Source organism: Photorhabdus asymbiotica (assembly GCF_003634575.1).
Lineage (GTDB): Bacteria > Pseudomonadota > Gammaproteobacteria > Enterobacterales > Enterobacteriaceae > Photorhabdus > Photorhabdus asymbiotica.
In genome coordinates, this window is sequence record NZ_RBLJ01000001.1 from 644048 (window position 1) to 663145 (window position 19098).

The 19098-nt window shown below is 40.2% G+C and carries 13 protein-coding genes; 6 read left to right on the top strand and 7 right to left on the bottom strand.

The annotated features are described in order from the left end of the window. Positions 1 to 477 precede the first annotated feature (477 nt). From pepT to lolC, 5 genes are all read right to left on the bottom strand, one after another. Positions 478 to 1740, bottom strand: a complete 1263-nt coding sequence (pepT, locus tag BDD30_RS02785) for a peptidase T (RefSeq protein WP_015833871.1) — start codon at positions 1738 to 1740, stop codon at positions 478 to 480. A gap of 55 nt (positions 1741 to 1795) precedes the next feature. After that, positions 1796 to 2638, bottom strand: a complete 843-nt coding sequence (cobB, locus tag BDD30_RS02790; RefSeq protein ID WP_015833870.1) for a Sir2 family NAD+-dependent deacetylase — start codon at positions 2636 to 2638, stop codon at positions 1796 to 1798. A 77-nt stretch (positions 2639 to 2715) separates the two neighbouring features. Next, positions 2716 to 3963: a lipoprotein-releasing ABC transporter permease subunit LolE gene (gene lolE, locus BDD30_RS02795; protein ID WP_015833869.1), complete on the bottom strand. Its 1248-nt coding sequence runs from the start codon at positions 3961 to 3963 to the stop codon at positions 2716 to 2718. After that, positions 3963 to 4667, bottom strand: coding sequence for a lipoprotein-releasing ABC transporter ATP-binding protein LolD (gene lolD / locus BDD30_RS02800; RefSeq protein WP_015833868.1), 705 nt, complete (start codon positions 4665 to 4667; stop codon positions 3963 to 3965). The genes lolE and lolD overlap by 1 nt, the downstream gene beginning before the upstream one ends. Continuing rightward, the gene (gene lolC, locus BDD30_RS02805; protein ID WP_015833867.1) at positions 4660 to 5862 is read right to left on the bottom strand and encodes a lipoprotein-releasing ABC transporter permease subunit LolC; all 1203 of its coding nucleotides are present in this window, start codon (positions 5860 to 5862) and stop codon (positions 4660 to 4662) included. The genes lolD and lolC overlap by 8 nt, the downstream gene beginning before the upstream one ends. Positions 5863 to 6524: 662 nt before the next feature. On the opposite strand from lolC, the gene BDD30_RS02810 reads away from it, so the two are divergent. From BDD30_RS02810 to BDD30_RS02835, 6 genes are all read left to right on the top strand, one after another. Continuing rightward, the gene (locus tag BDD30_RS02810; protein WP_015833865.1) at positions 6525 to 6854 is read left to right on the top strand and encodes a hypothetical protein; all 330 of its coding nucleotides are present in this window, start codon (positions 6525 to 6527) and stop codon (positions 6852 to 6854) included. 388 nt (positions 6855 to 7242) lie between these two features. After that, complete coding sequence (gene mfd, locus BDD30_RS02815) at positions 7243 to 10689, top strand: transcription-repair coupling factor (protein ID WP_015833864.1); 3447 nt, start codon at positions 7243 to 7245, stop codon at positions 10687 to 10689. A 781-nt stretch (positions 10690 to 11470) separates the two neighbouring features. Continuing rightward, positions 11471 to 12448 carry an L-tyrosine isonitrile synthase gene (gene pvcA / locus BDD30_RS02820; RefSeq protein WP_015833862.1) on the top strand — a complete coding sequence of 326 codons (978 nt, stop codon included), beginning with the start codon at positions 11471 to 11473 and terminating at the stop codon, positions 12446 to 12448. A gap of 12 nt (positions 12449 to 12460) precedes the next feature. Next, entirely contained in the window at positions 12461 to 13306 is an 846-nt protein-coding gene (locus BDD30_RS02825) for a TauD/TfdA dioxygenase family protein (RefSeq protein WP_015833861.1), read from the top strand. Positions 13307 to 13410: 104 nt separating this feature from the next. Next, positions 13411 to 13977, top strand: coding sequence for an N-acetyltransferase (locus tag BDD30_RS02830; protein ID WP_249039910.1), 567 nt, complete (start codon positions 13411 to 13413; stop codon positions 13975 to 13977). 281 nt (positions 13978 to 14258) lie between these two features. Beyond that, a complete protein-coding gene (locus BDD30_RS02835) occupies positions 14259 to 15926 on the top strand; it encodes a S8 family peptidase (RefSeq protein ID WP_015833859.1) in 1668 nt (555 codons plus the stop codon). Positions 15927 to 16120: 194 nt separating this feature from the next. On the opposite strand, the gene BDD30_RS02840 is transcribed toward BDD30_RS02835, so the two are convergent. Together BDD30_RS02840 and nagZ are read right to left on the bottom strand one after the other, a co-directional pair. Beyond that, the gene (locus BDD30_RS02840) at positions 16121 to 17425 is read right to left on the bottom strand and encodes an NAD(P)/FAD-dependent oxidoreductase (protein WP_015833858.1); all 1305 of its coding nucleotides are present in this window, start codon (positions 17423 to 17425) and stop codon (positions 16121 to 16123) included. Positions 17426 to 17911: 486 nt separating this feature from the next. Beyond that, entirely contained in the window at positions 17912 to 18934 is a 1023-nt protein-coding gene (gene nagZ, locus BDD30_RS02845) for a beta-N-acetylhexosaminidase (RefSeq protein WP_015833857.1), read from the bottom strand. Positions 18935 to 19098: the final 164 nt, after the last annotated feature.

The following is a 19098-nucleotide window of genomic DNA, read 5'->3' on the forward strand; positions in this document are numbered from 1 at the left end:
TCGCTCCCTTGCCGTCGCGATGCATCTTGAAATCTATTGGGTATATATCCAAAGGTAAAATCGACCAACAGTTTATATATTCTCAAAAACTGTCAACTAAATTTAATGCTAATAGTTATCCGCTGATATTTGAGGGACACCACTATGACAAACATTCCAGGCAAACCTAGTTAATCAATAACAAAAATCATTATTAATCATAAGCTTGAATAAAATCACAAGAAACATGTGATAATCTCAAAAAAGAAATATATCTTATATAAATAGCCGTTAATCTAATTAATACCACTAATTAAATTCTATTGATAATACTATTTAACTGATGGGAAAGTGACTAGTATATTTAAACCATGTCACTTCCACATCTAGACCAACAGCCGTATTCTGCTCATTTGCAATAAAGCCGCTCTCTTCTGCAAGTTATTTCATTTAACAATTTGTCGTATCAGGATTTTTCCTAATACCAAATCAAATTAGTTAATGCTGTAAAACTCCTGAATTATTCTCAGCCTTTTTAGACAACAAAGCAGTTAATTCAGCAATACGCATAACAACACTTACAGCCTGTTCCATTCCTTCCAGAGAAATAAACTCATGTTTACCATGATAGTTATATCCCCCCATAAATATATTAGGACAAGGTAAACCACGAAATGACAATTGTGCTCCATTAGTACCACCACGAATGGGTTTAATAATGGGTTCAATATCACAATCCAGCATTGCCTGTTTTGCAATTTCAATAACATGCGGATATTTAATAACTTCATCGTGCATATTGTAATAATTGTCATCGATAGTTAACTCGATATAACAATCAGGATGTAATCCCTTACCTGCTTTTTCAGCAATTTTGGTCATCTTCTTTTTACGTTCTTCGAAGTTATTTCGATCAAAATCACGAATGATATAATGCATTTCAGCACGCTCCACCGTACCTTTAATACGTTGCAGATGATAGAAACCTTCATATCCATCCGTATGTTCTGGTGTTTCTCCTGATGGTAATTCCTGATGAATACGCATCGCCAGCGATAAAGCATTAATCATGATACCTTTAGCATTACCAGGATGAACGTTGTTGCCAACAATCTTGACCGTGACTACCGCCGCATTAAAATTTTCGAATGCCAATTCACCCACACCACCACCATCAACGGTATAAGCCCACTCAGCATCGAATGAATTAATATCAAAATAACCAGCACCCTTACCTATCTCCTCATCAGGTGTAAACGCTATCCGAATATCTCCATGTAAGATATTGTTATCTTTCAAGCGAACCATTGCGGTAATGATTTCTGCAATACCCGCTTTATCATCGGCACCAAGCAATGTTTTACCATCTGTGGTAATCAGTGTTTTTCCTAACATATTATGCAATACAGGAAACATAACTGGCGATAACACGTCATTACCGCATCCTAAAGCAATTTCACCGCCCCGGTAATTTTCCAGCATTTGTGGGTTCACATTTTTTCCAGAAAAATCTGGCGAAGTATCAAGATGAGCAATAAAGCCGATGGCCGGCACAGGCCACAATGTATTAGCCGGTAATGTTGCCATCACACAGCCATGCTCACTCAGCGCCACATTGGAAAAACCCAGTTCAATGAGTTCCTGTTTCAATGCGTTGGCGAGTTTACGCTGACCATCACTGCTGGGAATGGTTTTCGCTGATGGTTTTGACTGAGTATTAAAAGAAATGTATTTAAAAAAGCGCTCTAATAATCTGTCCATTATTCTCTTCCCCCTAGAACTTTGCTGTCCATTATGGGGAAGAGAAACATAATAATTATTGCGTCAAATCAGCTTTAAATTCTTTTACCTTATCAATTAACCTTCGGACATATTCATCCACTATTTTACTGGCTGGTCCATAGTGCTTTTCATCAAACAGACTTTCTACCTGACTCGGTTCCAGATTCAACTCTACCGTATGTGCACCCGATAGTTTAGCTTCATGCACAAATCCAGCAGCAGGATAAACATGCCCGGAAGTGCCGATCGCAATAAAAATGTCGGCCTGAGCCAGTGCAGCATAGATTTGTTCCATACCAAAAGGCATTTCACCAAACCAGACAATATGTGGACGTAATGGTGATGGAAACTGACAACAATGGCAGCGATCATCTGTAGTGAGTGCATCTGTCCATTCAAATACTTGCCCAGATTGACAGCAACGGATCTTGAGTAATTCACCATGCATATGTACCGTGCGACAACTACCGGCCCGTTCATGAAGATTATCGATATTCTGAGTAATCAACAGAAAATTATCGCCAAGTTCATGTTCCAGTGCTGCCAAAGCATAATGCGCTACGTTCGGCTTTATATCGGGTTGCTGGAGTTGACGCCGCCGAGCGTTATAAAACGCCTGTACCAATTCTGGATCTTTCTGAAAACCTTCAGGTGTAGCAACATCTTCCACTCGATGTTCTTCCCACAATCCATCAGAAGAGCGGAAAGTCCGAATGCCGGATTCAGCAGAAATACCCGCACCAGTTAGTACTACCACGTAAGGTTTTTTCATATTAAGTGCCAATCGATTATCCCTGTAGAAAATTCGGCTACGAAATCGCTGATGCCTCAAACGCCTAACCTTACGAAATCGACAAAGTCGACGACGAATACGCATACTGATTTCCTTTAAGATTTCTCAAGTTTCCTTTACACCATAGCGCTTTTGGTTAGCTGATGCCAATAATAGGTTTATTATTTCCCACTTAAAATTCGTGCCGGATCAAGCCTGCTTGCCCGTCTCGCCGGATACCAACTTGCCAATAAACTCAAAATCAATGCAGTCGCTAAAACATACAAAACATCCATGCTATGTAACTCTGATGGTAAGAAATCAATGAAGTACACATCACCGGAAAGGAATTGATGGCCGATCAGCTTTTCCAGACCATGAATAAGAGAAGTCAGATTAAGTGATGCCAATATTCCAACTACAGCACCAGCAATACTGCCTGTCATCCCCGCCAGTAATCCATACCAGAGAAAAACTGCTCTAATTTGTGCGTCTTTTGCACCAAGTGTTCGCAGGATAGCGATATCTCTGCTTTTATCTTTTACAGCCATAATCAAGGTAGAAACAATATTGAAACATGCCACGCCAATCACCAGAATCATGGCCAGATACATAATGCTACGTACCATCTGAATATCCTGATACATATAGCCGTAATTTCTTATCCAACTACTAATATAAACATATTCCTGTGATGCTTCTCCAGCCGCCCTTACTCGCTGATTGGCAGCAAACACATCATCAACTTTGATAGCAATTCCAGTGATCCCCTGATCATAATCCAAATATCGCTGTGCATCAGCCAAAGGAATCAAAGCCAGGCTATGATCAAGTAAGCCACTTAATTGAAAAATCCCGCTGACCTGTAAACGAATCCGCTTTGGTTGCAACAGCTTCATTTCTGGATCATTGTTTGGGATCATCACAGTCAACCAATCGCCTTGTTTAACCTTCAAAGCATTTGCAACCCCTTGCCCCAGAATGACTTGCTGATGGCCAGACTGAAAGTGTTGCCATGCATTATCCTGTACAAACGTTGGTAATGAGCTAACCTGAGCCTCTGTGACTAAATCAACACCTCTTACTTGAACAGCATGTAGACTAGCACCTTTCTCCATCAATCCTGTGAAGGTAATATAAGGTGAAGCAGCAACCACGCCAGTTGTGTTTTTCACCCGTTCTAATGCAGATTGCCACTGTTCAAACGGCTGATTGACCGCATAGATTTCACCATGAGGAACAACAGAAAGTATCCGGTTCCGCAATTCCCGTTCAAAACCATTCATGGCACTCAAACCAATAATCAGGACTGCGACCCCAAGCATAATTCCCAGAGTAGAAATCACCGAAATCAAGGATACCATTCCACCACCACGACGCCCCCGGCTAAATCGCAGAGCAGTCACTAAAGAAAGAGGCAAATTTGCCATTACATTGCCCCCGTCAGGGTCAATTCATCTTGCAAATAACCATCACGCATCTCTACCTGGCGATCCAATCTGTCGGCAAGTTTCAAATCATGGGTGACTACCAGAAACCCAGTACCTTGCTGCCGGTTAAGCTCGCCCAATAATTCAAAAATGCTATCTGCATTACGTAAATCAAGGTTGCCAGTTGGTTCATCAGCCAGAACTAAAGAGGGCTCATTCACTAATGCTCTGGCAATCGCCACACGCTGACGTTCACCACCCGATAATTCCGACTGGCGGTGATAAACTCGTTTCTCCAGACCAACAGCAGCCAGCATTTCTAACGCCTTCCTCTGTGCTTGATCCCGATTTTTGCCACCAATCAGTAGTGGCATAGCCACATTTTCTATCGCATTAAAATCTGGCAATAGATGGTGAAACTGATAAATAAAGCCTAATTCATGATTACGCAATTCTGCTCTGGCTCTGGAAGACATTTTATTCAGAGACTGTCCCTTAAATAGGACTTCACCAGAAGTCGGTGTATCCAACCCACCAAGCAAATGCAGAAGCGTACTCTTACCTGACCCCGAGCTTCCTACAATCGCCATCATTTCGCCCCGATTAATAGAAAAGGTGACATTTTTCAGTACTTCGGTCAGTACCTGCCCTTCCTGATATTTTTTACACAGATTATTACACAACAGTAATGGTCGACTATTCATAACGCAAAGCCTCAGCAGGTTGGGTGGCAGCGGCACGCCAGGAAGGATATAACGTAGATAACAAGGCAATAATCATCGCTGAAATTGCAATTGTAGCGACTTGTAATGGCTCAATAGCAACAGGCAACTCAACACCTGGAGTCAACAGACCAAGAAGTGGCATTAAATTATTAAGCTGGCTCGAAAGTAGAACACCAAGCCCGGTTCCCAATAATGTACCGATAATCCCGGCACCGGCACCTTGGATCATAAAAATTATCATGACCTGACGGCGTATCAGGCCCTGTGTTTGCAAAATCGCTACTTCACCCTGCTTTTCCATTACCAGTAATCCAAGGGAAGTAATGATATTGAATGCAGCCACAGCAATAATCAGGCTCAACAACAATCCCATCATATTTTTTTCCATCCTTACAGCCTGGAAAAATTCACCCTTGCGTTCGCGCCAGTCTTTCCATAACAACCCTTCCGGCATGATTTGCAAGCTCAAGCTATCCACTGCCAACGGTTCTTTAAGATAGAGACGCCAGCCAGTAATATTACCCAATGGATAACGCATCAAACGCGCTGCATCTTGTTGATTAACAAGAATTTGTGTGCCGTCTACTTCACTGTTAGAAGCAAAAGTACCCACAATCATAAACAAGCGTTGGCTAGGAATTCTCCCCATTGGCGTCAATTGGCTTGCACCTGGCACCATCAGACGAACTCGGTCACCACGTTTTACTCCAAGCTCCTCCGCCAGTTTTTCTCCTAAAATCGCGTTATAACTACCAGGTTCAAGTTGATGGCGATCGGTGTTAACCAAATATTCAGTCAGTGGCTCATACTCATCTGAAGTAATACCCAACATCACACCCACACCGACATTGCGAGCGCTTTGCAACACAACGTCGCCCATCGTTAATGGTGTAATCCTGTTGATTTGCTTCAGGTTCGCGAGTTCACTAGCCAGATGCTCTGTGGGATTCAGAGAACCGCTTGCCGACGTCACAATAGCCTGCGGCATAAAACCAAGAATGCTGGTTTCCAATGAACGTTCAAAACCATTCATCACTGACAATACAGTGATTAATGCAGCGACACCAAGAGTAATACCGATTGCTGACAGCCAAGAAACAAACCGACCAAATTTGTCAGCTGCCCGGCCACGCATATACCGCAAACCTATAAATAATGAGACAGATTGAAGCATGAAATCCGCCGTATCAAAGAATTTGATTTAGAAACAGTGAATTAATACAAAATACCATATTTTATCTCTAATTATGTACACTTGAATATGCAAAACTTAAACTTATCCAAGTACATAATTACATATTATCACCGTTTCACCTAAATTTGCTTATACCCTTCATCTTTCAAGTTGCTGCTTTGTTGGCTGCTTTCACTCACCCCAGTCACAGAGTTATCTATGCTCCTGGGGATTCGTTCACTTGCCGCCGCGCTGCAATTCGAAATCTATTGGGTATATTCCCAATTCCAAGTTAAGGATAGGAAAACAAATCACTCCCAACTTTCTCTTAAATTCATCGTTTGAGATATTTATTGACAGCTGAGCACACACAGCCACTCTGTCAGTTCGTACCCACTATGATATTGAGAAACCATTTAATTAGCTTGCTGTAGAGTTTTTTACGAAATGTAACCTGATAAAACGCCTGCAAAATCGTTTTATGCGGGTGTCCGCCAAAATTCTAGATTCTATTCACCGTTTTTATGCTTACCTCATTCCTTTTACGTCACTGATAAACTTCAATATTTAACTGTTTAGGATAAGTACCAAGTTAAATTCTGCTGATAAAATCACCAACTATATAGTAGCCAAATAATCGTAATAATTAAGGAAACAATAATATGGCACAAATACAGATAAATCCTAATCAAGCCACTGATATCTATAATAATGGCAATATATTACTCCCTAGTTATCAACCTCATATAGGGATAAAAAACGTCGGTCTAGCCACCGTTAAAGTGAGTAGTCACTGGGCCCCTCCATTCGGAGATTATACTCAATATAGCGTTATTGAAGTCCCCCCTGACGAGGTTGGAATACTCTTACCACCACCTAACCTTATTTGCTTCTTTAAAGTTACAGCCACCAATCTCAGTGGTTTTTTAACCGCAAAAATTGAAATGGAGGTAGGGACACACAATAATCCGCCTTGGAGTAAGACCGCATAATACTTAATCTTTTTAACCACACGCGACTCAGTTCAGTCCATATTGAACTCCAACGCGCAGAATAGTAAGACCCACATTTTTGTCAAAAAACCCGCTCTTGTGAAATAAACCACTCTACCTGAGCGGGTCTTAATCCCCCTCCCTCCGCCGGCACAGAGCAAAGGTTTACGGCTATTTTGACTAAGGCAACCTGAAATCTGTTACGCCCCTGTTGCCAAAGTAAAACGTTCGGGGATAATAAGAGCAGTTATACTTTATGGAACCACCAACACCCTGATCTGTGGTTTTTTTATTTTCTCTCAACCTGCCAGCGTGTTTATTTTAAGGCCATTATGGGTCAAAGAATCTGTTGGGAATGGACTGAATCATAGAGAACACATTAACGCTTATGTCCTCAAAATACCGTTATGAACTTCCTGAACGCCACGGCGATAACCGCCAGTTAGGTCGGCTTACTGGTGCAGCCTGTGCTGTAGAGTGTGCTGAAATTGTCGAACGCCATCAAGGCCCTGTCGTGCTGATAACCAAAGATATGCAAAACGCTTTACGTTTGCATGATGAAATCCATCAGTTTACCGACTGCCCTATCGATCTACTTTCTGACTGGGAAACGCTGCCCTATGACAGTTTTTCTCCTCATCAGGAAATTATTTCCAACCGCCTATCTACACTTTATCGTCTGCCAACGATGACGAAGGGTATTTTAATCCTGCCGATAAATACCTTAATGCAGCGGGTTTGCCCACATGAATATCTTCACGGGCATGCACTGGTTATGCATAAAGGGCAAAAACTCTCTCGGAATAAACTCCGCGCTGAATTAGAACAGGCAGGATATCGCAGCGTTGAACAGGTTCTTGAACATGGTGAATTTGCCACGCGAGGCGCGTTACTTGACCTTTTCCCAATGGGAAGTGAACACCCTTATCGTATCGATTTTTTCGATGATGAAATTGATAGTCTGCGAATCTTTGATGTTGACAGCCAGCGCACGCTGACTGAGGTCAAGCAAATCAACTTACTACCTGCTCATGAATTCCCCACAGATAAAGAAACTATTGAACTGTTTCGTAGCCAATGGCGGGAGCGTTTCGAAGTCCGCCGTGATGGTGAACACATTTATCAGCAAGTTAGTAAAGGCACGCTACCAGCAGGAATAGAATATTGGCAACCGTTGTTCTTTAAGCAACCCTTACCATCACTGTTTGATTATTTACCAGATAATACCCTGATTATCAGTCAGGATGTCAACAGCTCTGCTGAACGCTTCTGGCAGGATGTTCAACAACGTTTTATAAACCGCAAAACTGACCCAATGCGACCGCTTTTATCACCGGAAGAACTTTGGCTTCCGGCTGATAAGCTATTCTCTAAACTGAAAAACTGGCCTCGTATTCAACTCAAAACCGAAGAACTTAGTAAAAAAACTAACCACACAAATCTTGATTATCAACGACTACCTGATTTATCCATTGTCGCGCAAAATAAAGCGCCGCTGGATAAACTCCGCCGTTTCCTTGAACAATTCAATGGTCGTGTTATTTTCTCCGTTGAGAGCGAAGGCCGTAAAGAAACGCTGCAAGAATTATTGTCACGAATAAAGATTAAACCAATTAAAATCAGCAAATTGCATGAGGCACAACAACCAGGTCACTTTTTGATGGTTGGCGCGGCTGAACATGGCTTTATTGACAAAAAGAATGAACTTACTCTGATCTGTGAAAGTGACATGCTCGGAGAGCGTGTTGTCCGCCGTCGTCAGGATACTCGCCGCACTATCAATACCGATACTCTGATCCGTAACCTTGCAGAATTACGCCCCGGTCAACCCGTCGTCCATCTGGAACATGGTGTTGGTCGTTACCAAGGATTAACCTCTCTCGAAGCCGGTGGCATCAAAGCAGAATACCTGATACTAAGCTATGCGGGTGATGACAAACTCTATGTCCCTGTATCTTCACTGCATTTAATTAGCCGCTACGCAGGTGGTGCAGATGAAAATGCACCATTACATAAATTAGGCGGAGAAGTATGGAGCAAAGCTCGTCAAAAAGCCGCGGAGAAAGTCCGCGATGTGGCCGCTGAGCTGCTTGATATTTATGCCCACCGTGCAGTAAAACCAGGATTCGCCTTTAAACACGATTGGGAACAATATCAGCTATTCTGTCAAAGCTTCCCATTCGAAACCACGCCAGATCAGGAACAGGCTATCAACGCAGTTCTGGATGACATGTGTCAACCTATTGCAATGGATCGTCTGGTTTGCGGTGATGTGGGGTTTGGTAAAACCGAAGTTGCAATGCGCTCCGCATTTCTGGCAATCCAAAATAACAAACAAGTGGCTGTCCTGGTTCCAACAACACTTCTGGCTCAGCAACACTTTGACAATTTCCGTGACCGTTTTGCTAACTGGCCTGTACGTATTGAGATGATATCCCGCTTTCGCAGTGCAAAAGAGCAGCAACAAGTGGTTGAAATGGCAGCCGTTGGAAAAGTCGATATTATCATTGGTACGCATAAGTTATTGCAAAGTAACCTACGCTGGAAAGATCTTGGTTTGTTAATCGTCGATGAGGAACACCGGTTTGGTGTACGCCACAAAGAACAGATTAAAGCCATGCGTGCGGACGTCGATATTCTGACGCTTACCGCAACACCTATTCCACGAACACTCAATATGGCAATGAGTAGCATGCGGGATCTATCGATCATTTCAACACCTCCCGCTCGCCGTCTGGCAGTCAAAACATTCGTTCGCGAATATGACAGCCTAGTTGTTCGAGAAGCAATGCTGCGTGAAATACTGCGTGGTGGCCAAGTTTACTATCTCTACAATGACGTTGAGAATATTGAGAAAGCAAAATTACGTCTTGAAAAATTGGTACCAGAAGCACGGATCGCCATTGGTCATGGACAGATGCGAGAGCGAGATTTAGAACGGGTGATGACTGACTTCCATCATCAACGATTTAATGTCCTTATCTGTACTACGATTATTGAAACTGGCATTGATATTCCAAGCGCTAACACTATCATCATTGAACGTGCTGACCATTTCGGCCTTGCTCAATTGCATCAACTGCGTGGACGTGTTGGACGCTCTCATCATCAAGCTTATGCTTATCTTCTGACCCCACATCCAAAAGCAATGACAGCCGATGCCCATAAACGTCTGGAAGCAATCGCCTCGCTCGAGGATTTGGGGGCCGGTTTTGCGTTGGCGACTCACGATCTTGAAATCCGTGGTGCCGGTGAGCTACTTGGTGAAGAACAAAGCGGCCAGATGACAACTATTGGCTTCACACTCTACATGGAGCTATTAGAAAGTGCTGTCGACTCGCTAAAAGCGGGTCGTGAACCTTCACTTGAAGACTTAACGAATAGCCAGACTGATGTTGAATTACGCATGCCTGTCTTATTGCCTGATGATTATATTCCTGATGTTAATATACGTTTGTCCTTCTACAAGCGGATTGCCAGTGCCAAAGACAAATTAGAATTAGCTGAATTAAAGGTTGAATTGATAGACCGATTCGGCACATTACCAGATCCAGGACGTTATTTATTACAATCAGCAGACATTCGCCTATCTGCCCAAAAATTAGGTATTAAGCGCATAGAAGCCCACGAAAAAGGGGGATTTATTGAGTTTAGTGAAAAAAATAATGTTGATTCAACTTATCTTATCGGCCTGTTACAGAAACAGCCTGAAATTTACCGGCTGGATGGTCCCGCTAAGCTTAAATTCATTACTGATTTGAACGAAAAGACATTACGTCTGGAATTTATCCAGCAGTTACTTGGTTCTTTTGAACAGCATCAACTCAGCGCCTAAGTCACTTTTCACTTCCCCCTTCCGTGATTGATTATCAGTCTGTGGGGAAGTGCTGTAATTCTCCTTGCAAAACTACACTATCCATTTCTTCCATATATACCCTTCATCCTTCAAGTTGCTGCTTTGTTGGCTGCACTCACCTCAGTCACATAGTTATCTATGCTCCCGGGGATTCGCTCCCTTGCCGTCACGATGCATCTTGAAATCTATTGGGTATAGATTGGAAAAAAGATCAATTTCCATAAAATACCAATCAGATATAGTCATGCTAGTAATAGCGACCCGTATTATCAACCCGCTTTAACAATGGTTATTTTAATTTTTACTATATTACCCCGCTATAATTATTATTTTTACTTATACATATGTAACCTTATATACCTCAAAATAATAATTAAAAAAATAAGAAGCACCTTAACCTCATTATTTAAATACAATTTTATTAAAATACCGACATAAGACTGTTCAAGTATTTCATTCCACTACATAAATTCAGCTTAAGTCGCCATTCAATTACAGTCATCGTACCAGTCATCTAATATTCTAATAATATTGAGAAACAGTGCCTCATTGTAACAATCAATCAAATATATTGAGTAATTATAAAAATCACATTCAAACATATTGTTTATTAGAAAATAAATTATTATATATTCCTAAATATTATATTATCTTTTAATTGCATTATCTTACACTTCGTCTATACCAATTAGTTAAACCACTATTTATCTATTAAGAAGGAAACAATAGATATTTATAACAAGTATGAGAAATAGTCATTATGCAAAGTGCTACTGATAATAAGATTACTTCCGATAATATTTCCTCTAAAAATATTTCCATGCAGATTCTGCATGAATTGTTGCAATACCGCCGACACCTGACCGATTCAGAAAGAAGTTCAGTTCAAGAAGAAGAGATCATTAAAGGTGTACAGTTACCCAGAATTGAATATTTTATCAGAAATAAAAAACCTATAGAGTTTATTTTGCCTGCATTCCCAACCAAATCTCCAAACAAAAACAAAGTGCTTGGTACTTCTCCGGATATGGCGGAACGATTGTCTTTAACTTTTCTTAATTCTCTGTGTCAGCGTATCCAACTTTATTATTCTCCTGGTGCACGCATTATCATTTGTTCAGATGGACATGTTTTCGGTGATCTAATTCGTGTCAGAGATGAAATTATTAGCCAATATCATGAAGATATTAAACAATTACTTCATGAAATGGGTGCTATCAACTTAGATACATTTAATCTCAATGACGATAAGGACCTCTGCGATCATCGTGATAATTTTGATTTACAGAGAAATATGTTAGTAAAACATTACGCCCGATCTGAAGAATCCATCAAAGATGAATTATTGAAAAATAATGATGGGTTACAATTGTATCGTGCAGTCACTCGTTTTTTATATGAAGACAGTCTATTACCTGGCTATACCGGATCAAACAATGCCCTGCAAAAAGATGCCAAACAAAGAGCTATCGGTGTTATCCAACGAAGCTGGGCATGGGGAAATTTATTAGATACTCATTTCCCAAAAGCTATACGCCTGTCTATTCATCCTCAACCGGCAGACAGTATTAAATTCGGTATTCATATGATGCCAACCAGGGATGACTGGTTAACCCCTTGGCATGGTGTCGCAGCCAATGTAAATGGACAATTTATACTTATGAAACACAAAGAAGTTCAAATGATGGGCGGAAAATTAGTCAATATTCATGGAAAACCCAGCCACTATGTGATTTAAAGGAAAAAGATGATGACAGAACTAAATAAATTTCAGACAGAAGAGATATTTCCTTTTGGTCTAAAGATCACACCTCAATATTCCGATCAACACATTGATACGCTATCAGTGGAACAACTGAAAGAGCTGACTAAAAAACACAATCTGCTTATATTACGTGGTTTCAAATCTAACTTATCCGATCACGAAAAATACGAAGAATATGCCCGTAATTGGGGCGAAATAATGATGTGGCCGTTTGGTGCTATCTTAGATGTCCGTGAACACCAAGACGCTACCGATCATGTCTTTGATAACAGTTATATGCCGCTTCACTGGGATGGTATGTATAAACCGACAATTCCCGAATTTATTATGTTTCATTGTGCCCACGCGCCTGAAAGTGACCAAGGAGGCAGGACAACCTTTGTCAATACCCGTCGTGTTATTGCTAATGCTACCCAGCAACAATTATCGCAATGGAAAAATATATCTGTTACTTATCGTATTAATAAAATCACTCATTATGGGGGAGAAGTTCATTCTCCTCTATTAGAAGAACACCCGGATGGAAACGGCTATGTTATCAGATATAATGAGCCAGCAATAGACGGTGAAAAATTCCTGAATAAGCATGCTATTGAATACCATAATATCAGCCCTGATCAAGTAGCCGAATTTCAGCAAGATTTCATAAACATCTTGTACGATAAGCGCCATTTATATGCCCATTCCTGGCAAAAAGGCGATCTGGTGATTGTGGATAATTTCTCTCTGCTACATGGACGTGAAGGGTTTACTTCCAAATCTGAACGACATTTACAGAGAATTCACATTCAATCTAATCCAGTCTTTAATAATCAGGCGTTAAGATCATAGTATTCTTAACCGACAAAAAACTGGAAAGACTATTATTTTGACTCCCATTATAGTATGCTGCTGGCATTATCAGTACAATTATAATATACCCAATAGATTTCAAGTTGCAGCGCGTCGGAAATGAACACAACCAACAAAGCAGCAACTTGAAAGATGAAGGGTATAACCAGCTAAAACAAATCCGGGAGTCAATAATGATCCGCCCTTTTAACACACAGGATATGGATTCTATTCTGCATATTTGGCTATCAGCATCATTGATTGCCCATAAATTCATTGATGCTGATTTCTGGAAAAGCAAAGTAGACGATATGCGCAATATCTATATTCCGTTATCAGAAAATTATGTCTATGAAAAGCAAGGTTCTGTAATTGGTTTTTTCAGCTTGTATGAAAATAGTATTGCTGCGATCTTTGTTGCACCATCAGAGCAAGGAAAAGGCATCGGTAAACAACTTATCAACTATGCCAAAAATCTACGGAATAAACTGGAATTAGAGGTTTATTGCCAAAATACAAATTCCATCAATTTCTATCTTAACTGTGGTTTCACGGAAAAAGAAAAAATAATAGATAAAAATACAGGTTACCCATCACTATTAATGGAATATATACCCTATGGATTTCAAGATGCATCGCGACGGCAAGGGAGCGAATCCCCAGGAGCATAGATAACTCTGTGACTGGGATGAGTGAAATCAGCCAACAAAGCAGCAACTTGAAAGATGGAGAACATATTAGAAACTGAGCTTTTCAATCAGACCATTATTATAATCTCAAAAAATGAAAAATTTATTTCCCAATAGATTATAAATCTATTTTAAAATCACACTCAGTAATAGTCAATATAGATAGTCCAATCACTCTCTATGGACTGAGAAATAATAATAATTTTAAGTACCCAATTATAGTTATACTAAGGAGGCAATTAACACTAAAGAGGAAAATAACAATGACCATATCTCTTGAGTATTTTAAATCTGCAAAGTTTGACGGAAATCTATATCTTAAATGTCATGGTGAAATAGGTAAAGATACAGTAATAAAATATACATTAACCAATTTAACCACGAAAAAGATATATGAGTGTTACAGTGAAGACAATCAACTTTCCTGTTTTACTTCGCTTAAACCCGAAAATTATATAATAGAAACTACTATCATTAAAGATGGTAAAACTATTAAAAACCTGCCACCAGAAAGCATAGAGATAACAGAATCAGACTTGCTATTTGATATAGATAAAGAAATAGATGAAATAAATAAAAATGCAAGTAATGATATTAACATCAACAAAATTCCACCGAAACAAACTCTGTCTAAAGATAGAACTGTCTCTCTAAAAGGGAACAATCATATCCTAAATGATAATTTGAAATACCATATTGAGATCATGTTTTCTGCCGATGGATTAAAAACATTCGAAGTCGAACGAATTGATTTATTACCTATTTTTAATTCATTCAAGCATAAAATAGATATAAGACCCGTTTTTAATAAAGAAGATTTCGATAAAAAAATATGGAAAACTCCAGAATTTAGTAAATTAACTAATCTTTATAAAATAAACGCTGATATTAGTCATTCTGATTTAGTAAAATTAGCCAATGAACTGGAGAAATTGGACTACGTCGAGTTCTGCTCTCTCATTCCTGAGCTGAAAAATCTGCCTCCACCTCCTTTACTTTTAGCCCAAGAGACACTCTCCGAATCTACCGTCGATATCACTACACCTGACTTTTCACATCTACAGGGGTATTTAGACGAGCACAATGGCATGAATATCAGAAATGCCTGGACTGAAGGTTATAAAGGTCAAGGTATCACTGTACACCACCTTGATTTTGGTGTTTACAGAAACCATGAAGATCTAGTTGGTAATATTACAGTTATCAATAGTCGCCCAGAAACACAAGATTGTAATCACGGTACAGCCGCCACCGGCTGTATTTCTGCAAAGGATAATAAATTCGGTGTAACTGGTATTGCTCACGAATGCCAATTCCGTTTTTATGACGTCGATGATTTTGATAGAATCATATATAGCTTTTTACCAGGAGATATTATTAGTTTAAATATTCAAACTGTAGCCAATAATAGATATTATCCTTTTACCTATCTAGCATCTAATTGGCAAAAAATAAAAAGTTGTGCCGACGCAGGAGCAATCATTATTTTTGCTTCTGGTAATAGTGGCATTAATTTAGCCTATGACTTCACTTTCCCTAATTATGGCGATCCTGGTGGTATTATGATCGGTGCCTGTACATCAATTAATGGACACAGGTTAGGCTTTTCCAATCATAATCTGCATACCAGTTTAAATTCCTGGGGTGAGAATGTCACAACCACTGGATATTCAAATTTACAGCGCCTACCAGGAAATAATAGGAATTACACTCGTAGTTATAATGGGACATCCAGTGCAACACCTTTAGTTTCAGGCGCATTAGCACTCATTCAGTCTTATGCAAAATCAAAATATCATAAATATTTTAATTGTTCCCAAATAGCGACACTGGTCAAAAGCAGTGGCTTTTCATTAGGAGAACTACAGGGAATTGGCTCGCGTCCGAATGTCGCAAATGCTTTTAAACTAATTGATCGTCTATTGTCTTAATTCAGTAAATTATTTCAAATAAGAAAGTCATGTCTTATAAAGGCTACCAGCTAATTGCTGGTAGCCTTATCAACTATATCTCTTTCAAGTTTGTTGGCTGCACTCACTCACCCCGGTCACAGAGTTATCTATGTTCCCGGGGATTCGCTCCCTGGCCGTCGCGATGCATCTTGAAATCCATAGGGTATAAATAATTAATGCAATTTTAATCGTGGACGAATTACACGGTTAATTCCACCAACCAACATCATCAAGCCAGTTTTAATATAACCATGTAAAGCCACCTGATGCATACGATATAAAGAAATATAGACAGCACGCGCCACACGACCTTCTATCATCATTGAGCCACGCATTAAATTACCCATCAGACTACCCACCGTACTGAATTTAGATAATGACACCAAAGAACCATGATCTTTATAAACGTACTCTTTTAACGGCTTGTCACTCAGCAAAGCAATAATATTGTTATGACAACGGCTGGCCATTTGGTGAGCCGCCTGTGCTCTCGGTGGAACAAAACCACCCTCTTTCTTCAAGCATGATGCACAATCACCAATCGCAAAAATATGGTCATCAAGCGTCGTTTGCAATGTTGGTTTCACCACCAACTGATTAATCCGGTTAGTTTCAAGACCAGCAATATCTTTCATAAAATCCGGTGCTTTGATACCAGCAGCCCATACCATTAGATCAGCTTTAATCAACTCACCCTCTTTGGTATTCAATCCATGTTCATCAGCACTCGTCACCATAGTTTTGGTCAATACCTGAACGCCAAGTTTTGTCAGCTCTTGGTGTGCCGCAGCAGAAATACGTGTTGGCAGTGCTGGCAAAATACGCTCTCCAGCTTCTACTAACGTAACATTTAACGCTTCTGAATTAAGTCCCTCAAAACCATAGCTGTTAAGCTGTTTTACTGCATTGTGTAATTCCGCCGACAATTCAACGCCTGTCGCACCACCACCAACAATAGCAATATTAACCTTATCCTGTTGAGCACCGCTTGCAGAATACTTGAGGAACAAATTCAACATTTCATTATGAAAACGATGAGCTTGTTGTGGATTATCCAAGAAGATACAGTGATCTTTCACACCCTGCGTACCAAAATCATTGGACTTACTACCCAAGGCCATAACCAAAATGTCATAACTCAGTTCACGCTCAGGAACCAGTATCTCGTTATATTCATCCCGGATCTCAGCCAAAGAAATCTTTTTCGTATCACGGTGAATATCAGTTAAGGTTCCTAATTGGAAAGTGAAATAGTGGTTACGGGCATGAGCCAGATAACTCAACGCATCAACACCATCGTCCAGTGATCCTGTCGCGACTTCATGCAACAACGGCTTCCACAAATGACTTTGGTTGCGATCTACCAGCACAATTTCTGCTTTCTTTTTGCGTCCCAACTTATGCCCCAGACTGGTTGCCAGTTCCAAACCACCAGCACCTCCACCAATGATCACAATTCTTTTCTTTGGTGTTGTCATGACTACTCCACTAAAATGTAAACAAAATGTTATTTAAGGACATTAAAATAATATCCTTAAATAACATTTCTTTTTATATAAATAACTGATGTGATAGTTACAGAATATCATGACTGGTTAGTTGGTCATACCAAAATTGAGTGACATCAAACTCTTTTGAATAAATAAACACCAATCACAAAAATTGTCAATTTATTTTCAATTAGTTCAATTCATCTCTCATTTATCTTACTTTTCTATTTACATAGAAAATAAAATATGCCCCTAAAAAAGGAGCCTTAAAGAACCTGATATTAAAGAAATTTCAGAAATGCGACCATGTCGAACGCATAAAAAAGAAGGCATTTTCTTGCATAGATAATCATCATTAAAGGTAATTTCTCTAGCAATAGAGCAACCTCTTGAAAATGGACAATACGGGCAAAGCGATGCACGTTAACGGCAGACAGTTTTCTAATAACATGATATTTAAGATATTTTTATTAATTACCGCTCACAATTCTGCCATTTATCATGTAACGCAGTTAATACTTTATTAGCCTGCTGCCAGCGTTTTGAATCCTTTAGCTCATTCAAACTGAATTGACCTCCCTGATGATACAATTCTGATACTTTCTCTACCCTGGTCTGAGGCAAGTTATCAATCACACTGACCGCCCCATCACGGTTATTACACACCAAGATCATGTCACAGCCTGCATGCAATGCAGCCTGCCCACGCTCAGCATAATCTCCCATAATTGCCGCCCCCTCCATAGAAAGATCATCTGAAAATATCACGCCATTAAAGCCTAATTGCTGACGCAGCACTGATTTCAACCAATATGATGATCCACTAGCGGGATATTTATCTACCTGAGAATAAATCACATGAGCCGGCATAATCGCATCCAACAAATTACGCTGGATAAAATCACGGAAAATAGACATGTCATGACGACAAATGAGTTCCAGAGGACGATCATCGTGAGGCGTTTCTTTATGAGAATCGGCACAGACAGCACCATGTCCCGGAAAGTGTTTACCCGTCGATTTCATGCCAGCCGAATGCATACCTTTAATAAAGTGCTCAGCCATAATCATGGCCTGTTCAGGGTTTTCATGGAATGAACGTTCACCAATAGCCACACATTGATGACCTAAGTCCAGAACAGGGGCAAAACTGATGTCGATATCCATGGCAATCATTTCGGATGCCATGAGCCAACCCGCTTCTTCTGCCAATTTCATGCCATTAAAGTTATCACCCAATCCAGCAAAAGACTGGGCCGCCGGTAAACGAGTGAAACCTTCACGGAAACGCTGCACTCTGCCACCTTCCTGATCAACAGCAATCACAAGACGATGACGGGAAGCCTTACGAATCTGACGTACTAATTCACGTAATTGCTCAACATCATGAAAATTGCGGGTAAACAGAATTAAACCACCCACTAATGGATGTTGTAAAATTTCCTTTTCTTCACTATCTAGTTCATAACTGACAACATCTAACATTACCGGCCCCATAACACTCCTCACTTATATACCCTTCATCCTTCAAGTTGCTGCTTTGTTGGCTGCTTTCTCTCACCCCAGTCACAGAGTTATCTATGCTCCTGGGGATTCGTTCACTTGCCGCCGCGCTGCAACTTGAAATCTATTGGGTATATGTAAATGTACTGCAATTAATG

Excerpts from the sequence above, each read along its gene's own strand:
- BDD30_RS02810 (WP_015833865.1), top strand. The coding sequence starts at position 6,525 with ATGGCACAAATACAGATAAATCCTAATCAAGCCACTGATATCTATAAT.
- cobB (WP_015833870.1), bottom strand. The coding sequence starts at position 2,638 with ATGCGTATTCGTCGTCGACTTTGTCGATTTCGTAAGGTTAGGCGTTTG.
- lolE (WP_015833869.1), bottom strand. The coding sequence starts at position 3,963 with ATGGCAAATTTGCCTCTTTCTTTAGTGACTGCTCTGCGATTTAGCCGG.
- BDD30_RS02825 (WP_015833861.1), top strand. The coding sequence starts at position 12,461 with ATGACAGAACTAAATAAATTTCAGACAGAAGAGATATTTCCTTTTGGT.
- BDD30_RS02840 (WP_015833858.1), bottom strand. The coding sequence starts at position 17,425 with ATGACAACACCAAAGAAAAGAATTGTGATCATTGGTGGAGGTGCTGGT.
- pvcA (WP_015833862.1), top strand. The coding sequence starts at position 11,471 with ATGCAAAGTGCTACTGATAATAAGATTACTTCCGATAATATTTCCTCT.
- lolD (WP_015833868.1), bottom strand. The coding sequence starts at position 4,667 with ATGAATAGTCGACCATTACTGTTGTGTAATAATCTGTGTAAAAAATAT.
- lolC (WP_015833867.1), bottom strand. The coding sequence starts at position 5,862 with ATGCTTCAATCTGTCTCATTATTTATAGGTTTGCGGTATATGCGTGGC.
- mfd (WP_015833864.1), top strand. The coding sequence starts at position 7,243 with ATGTCCTCAAAATACCGTTATGAACTTCCTGAACGCCACGGCGATAAC.
- nagZ (WP_015833857.1), bottom strand. The coding sequence starts at position 18,934 with ATGGGGCCGGTAATGTTAGATGTTGTCAGTTATGAACTAGATAGTGAA.
- pepT (WP_015833871.1), bottom strand. The coding sequence starts at position 1,740 with ATGGACAGATTATTAGAGCGCTTTTTTAAATACATTTCTTTTAATACT.
- BDD30_RS02835 (WP_015833859.1), top strand. The coding sequence starts at position 14,259 with ATGACCATATCTCTTGAGTATTTTAAATCTGCAAAGTTTGACGGAAAT.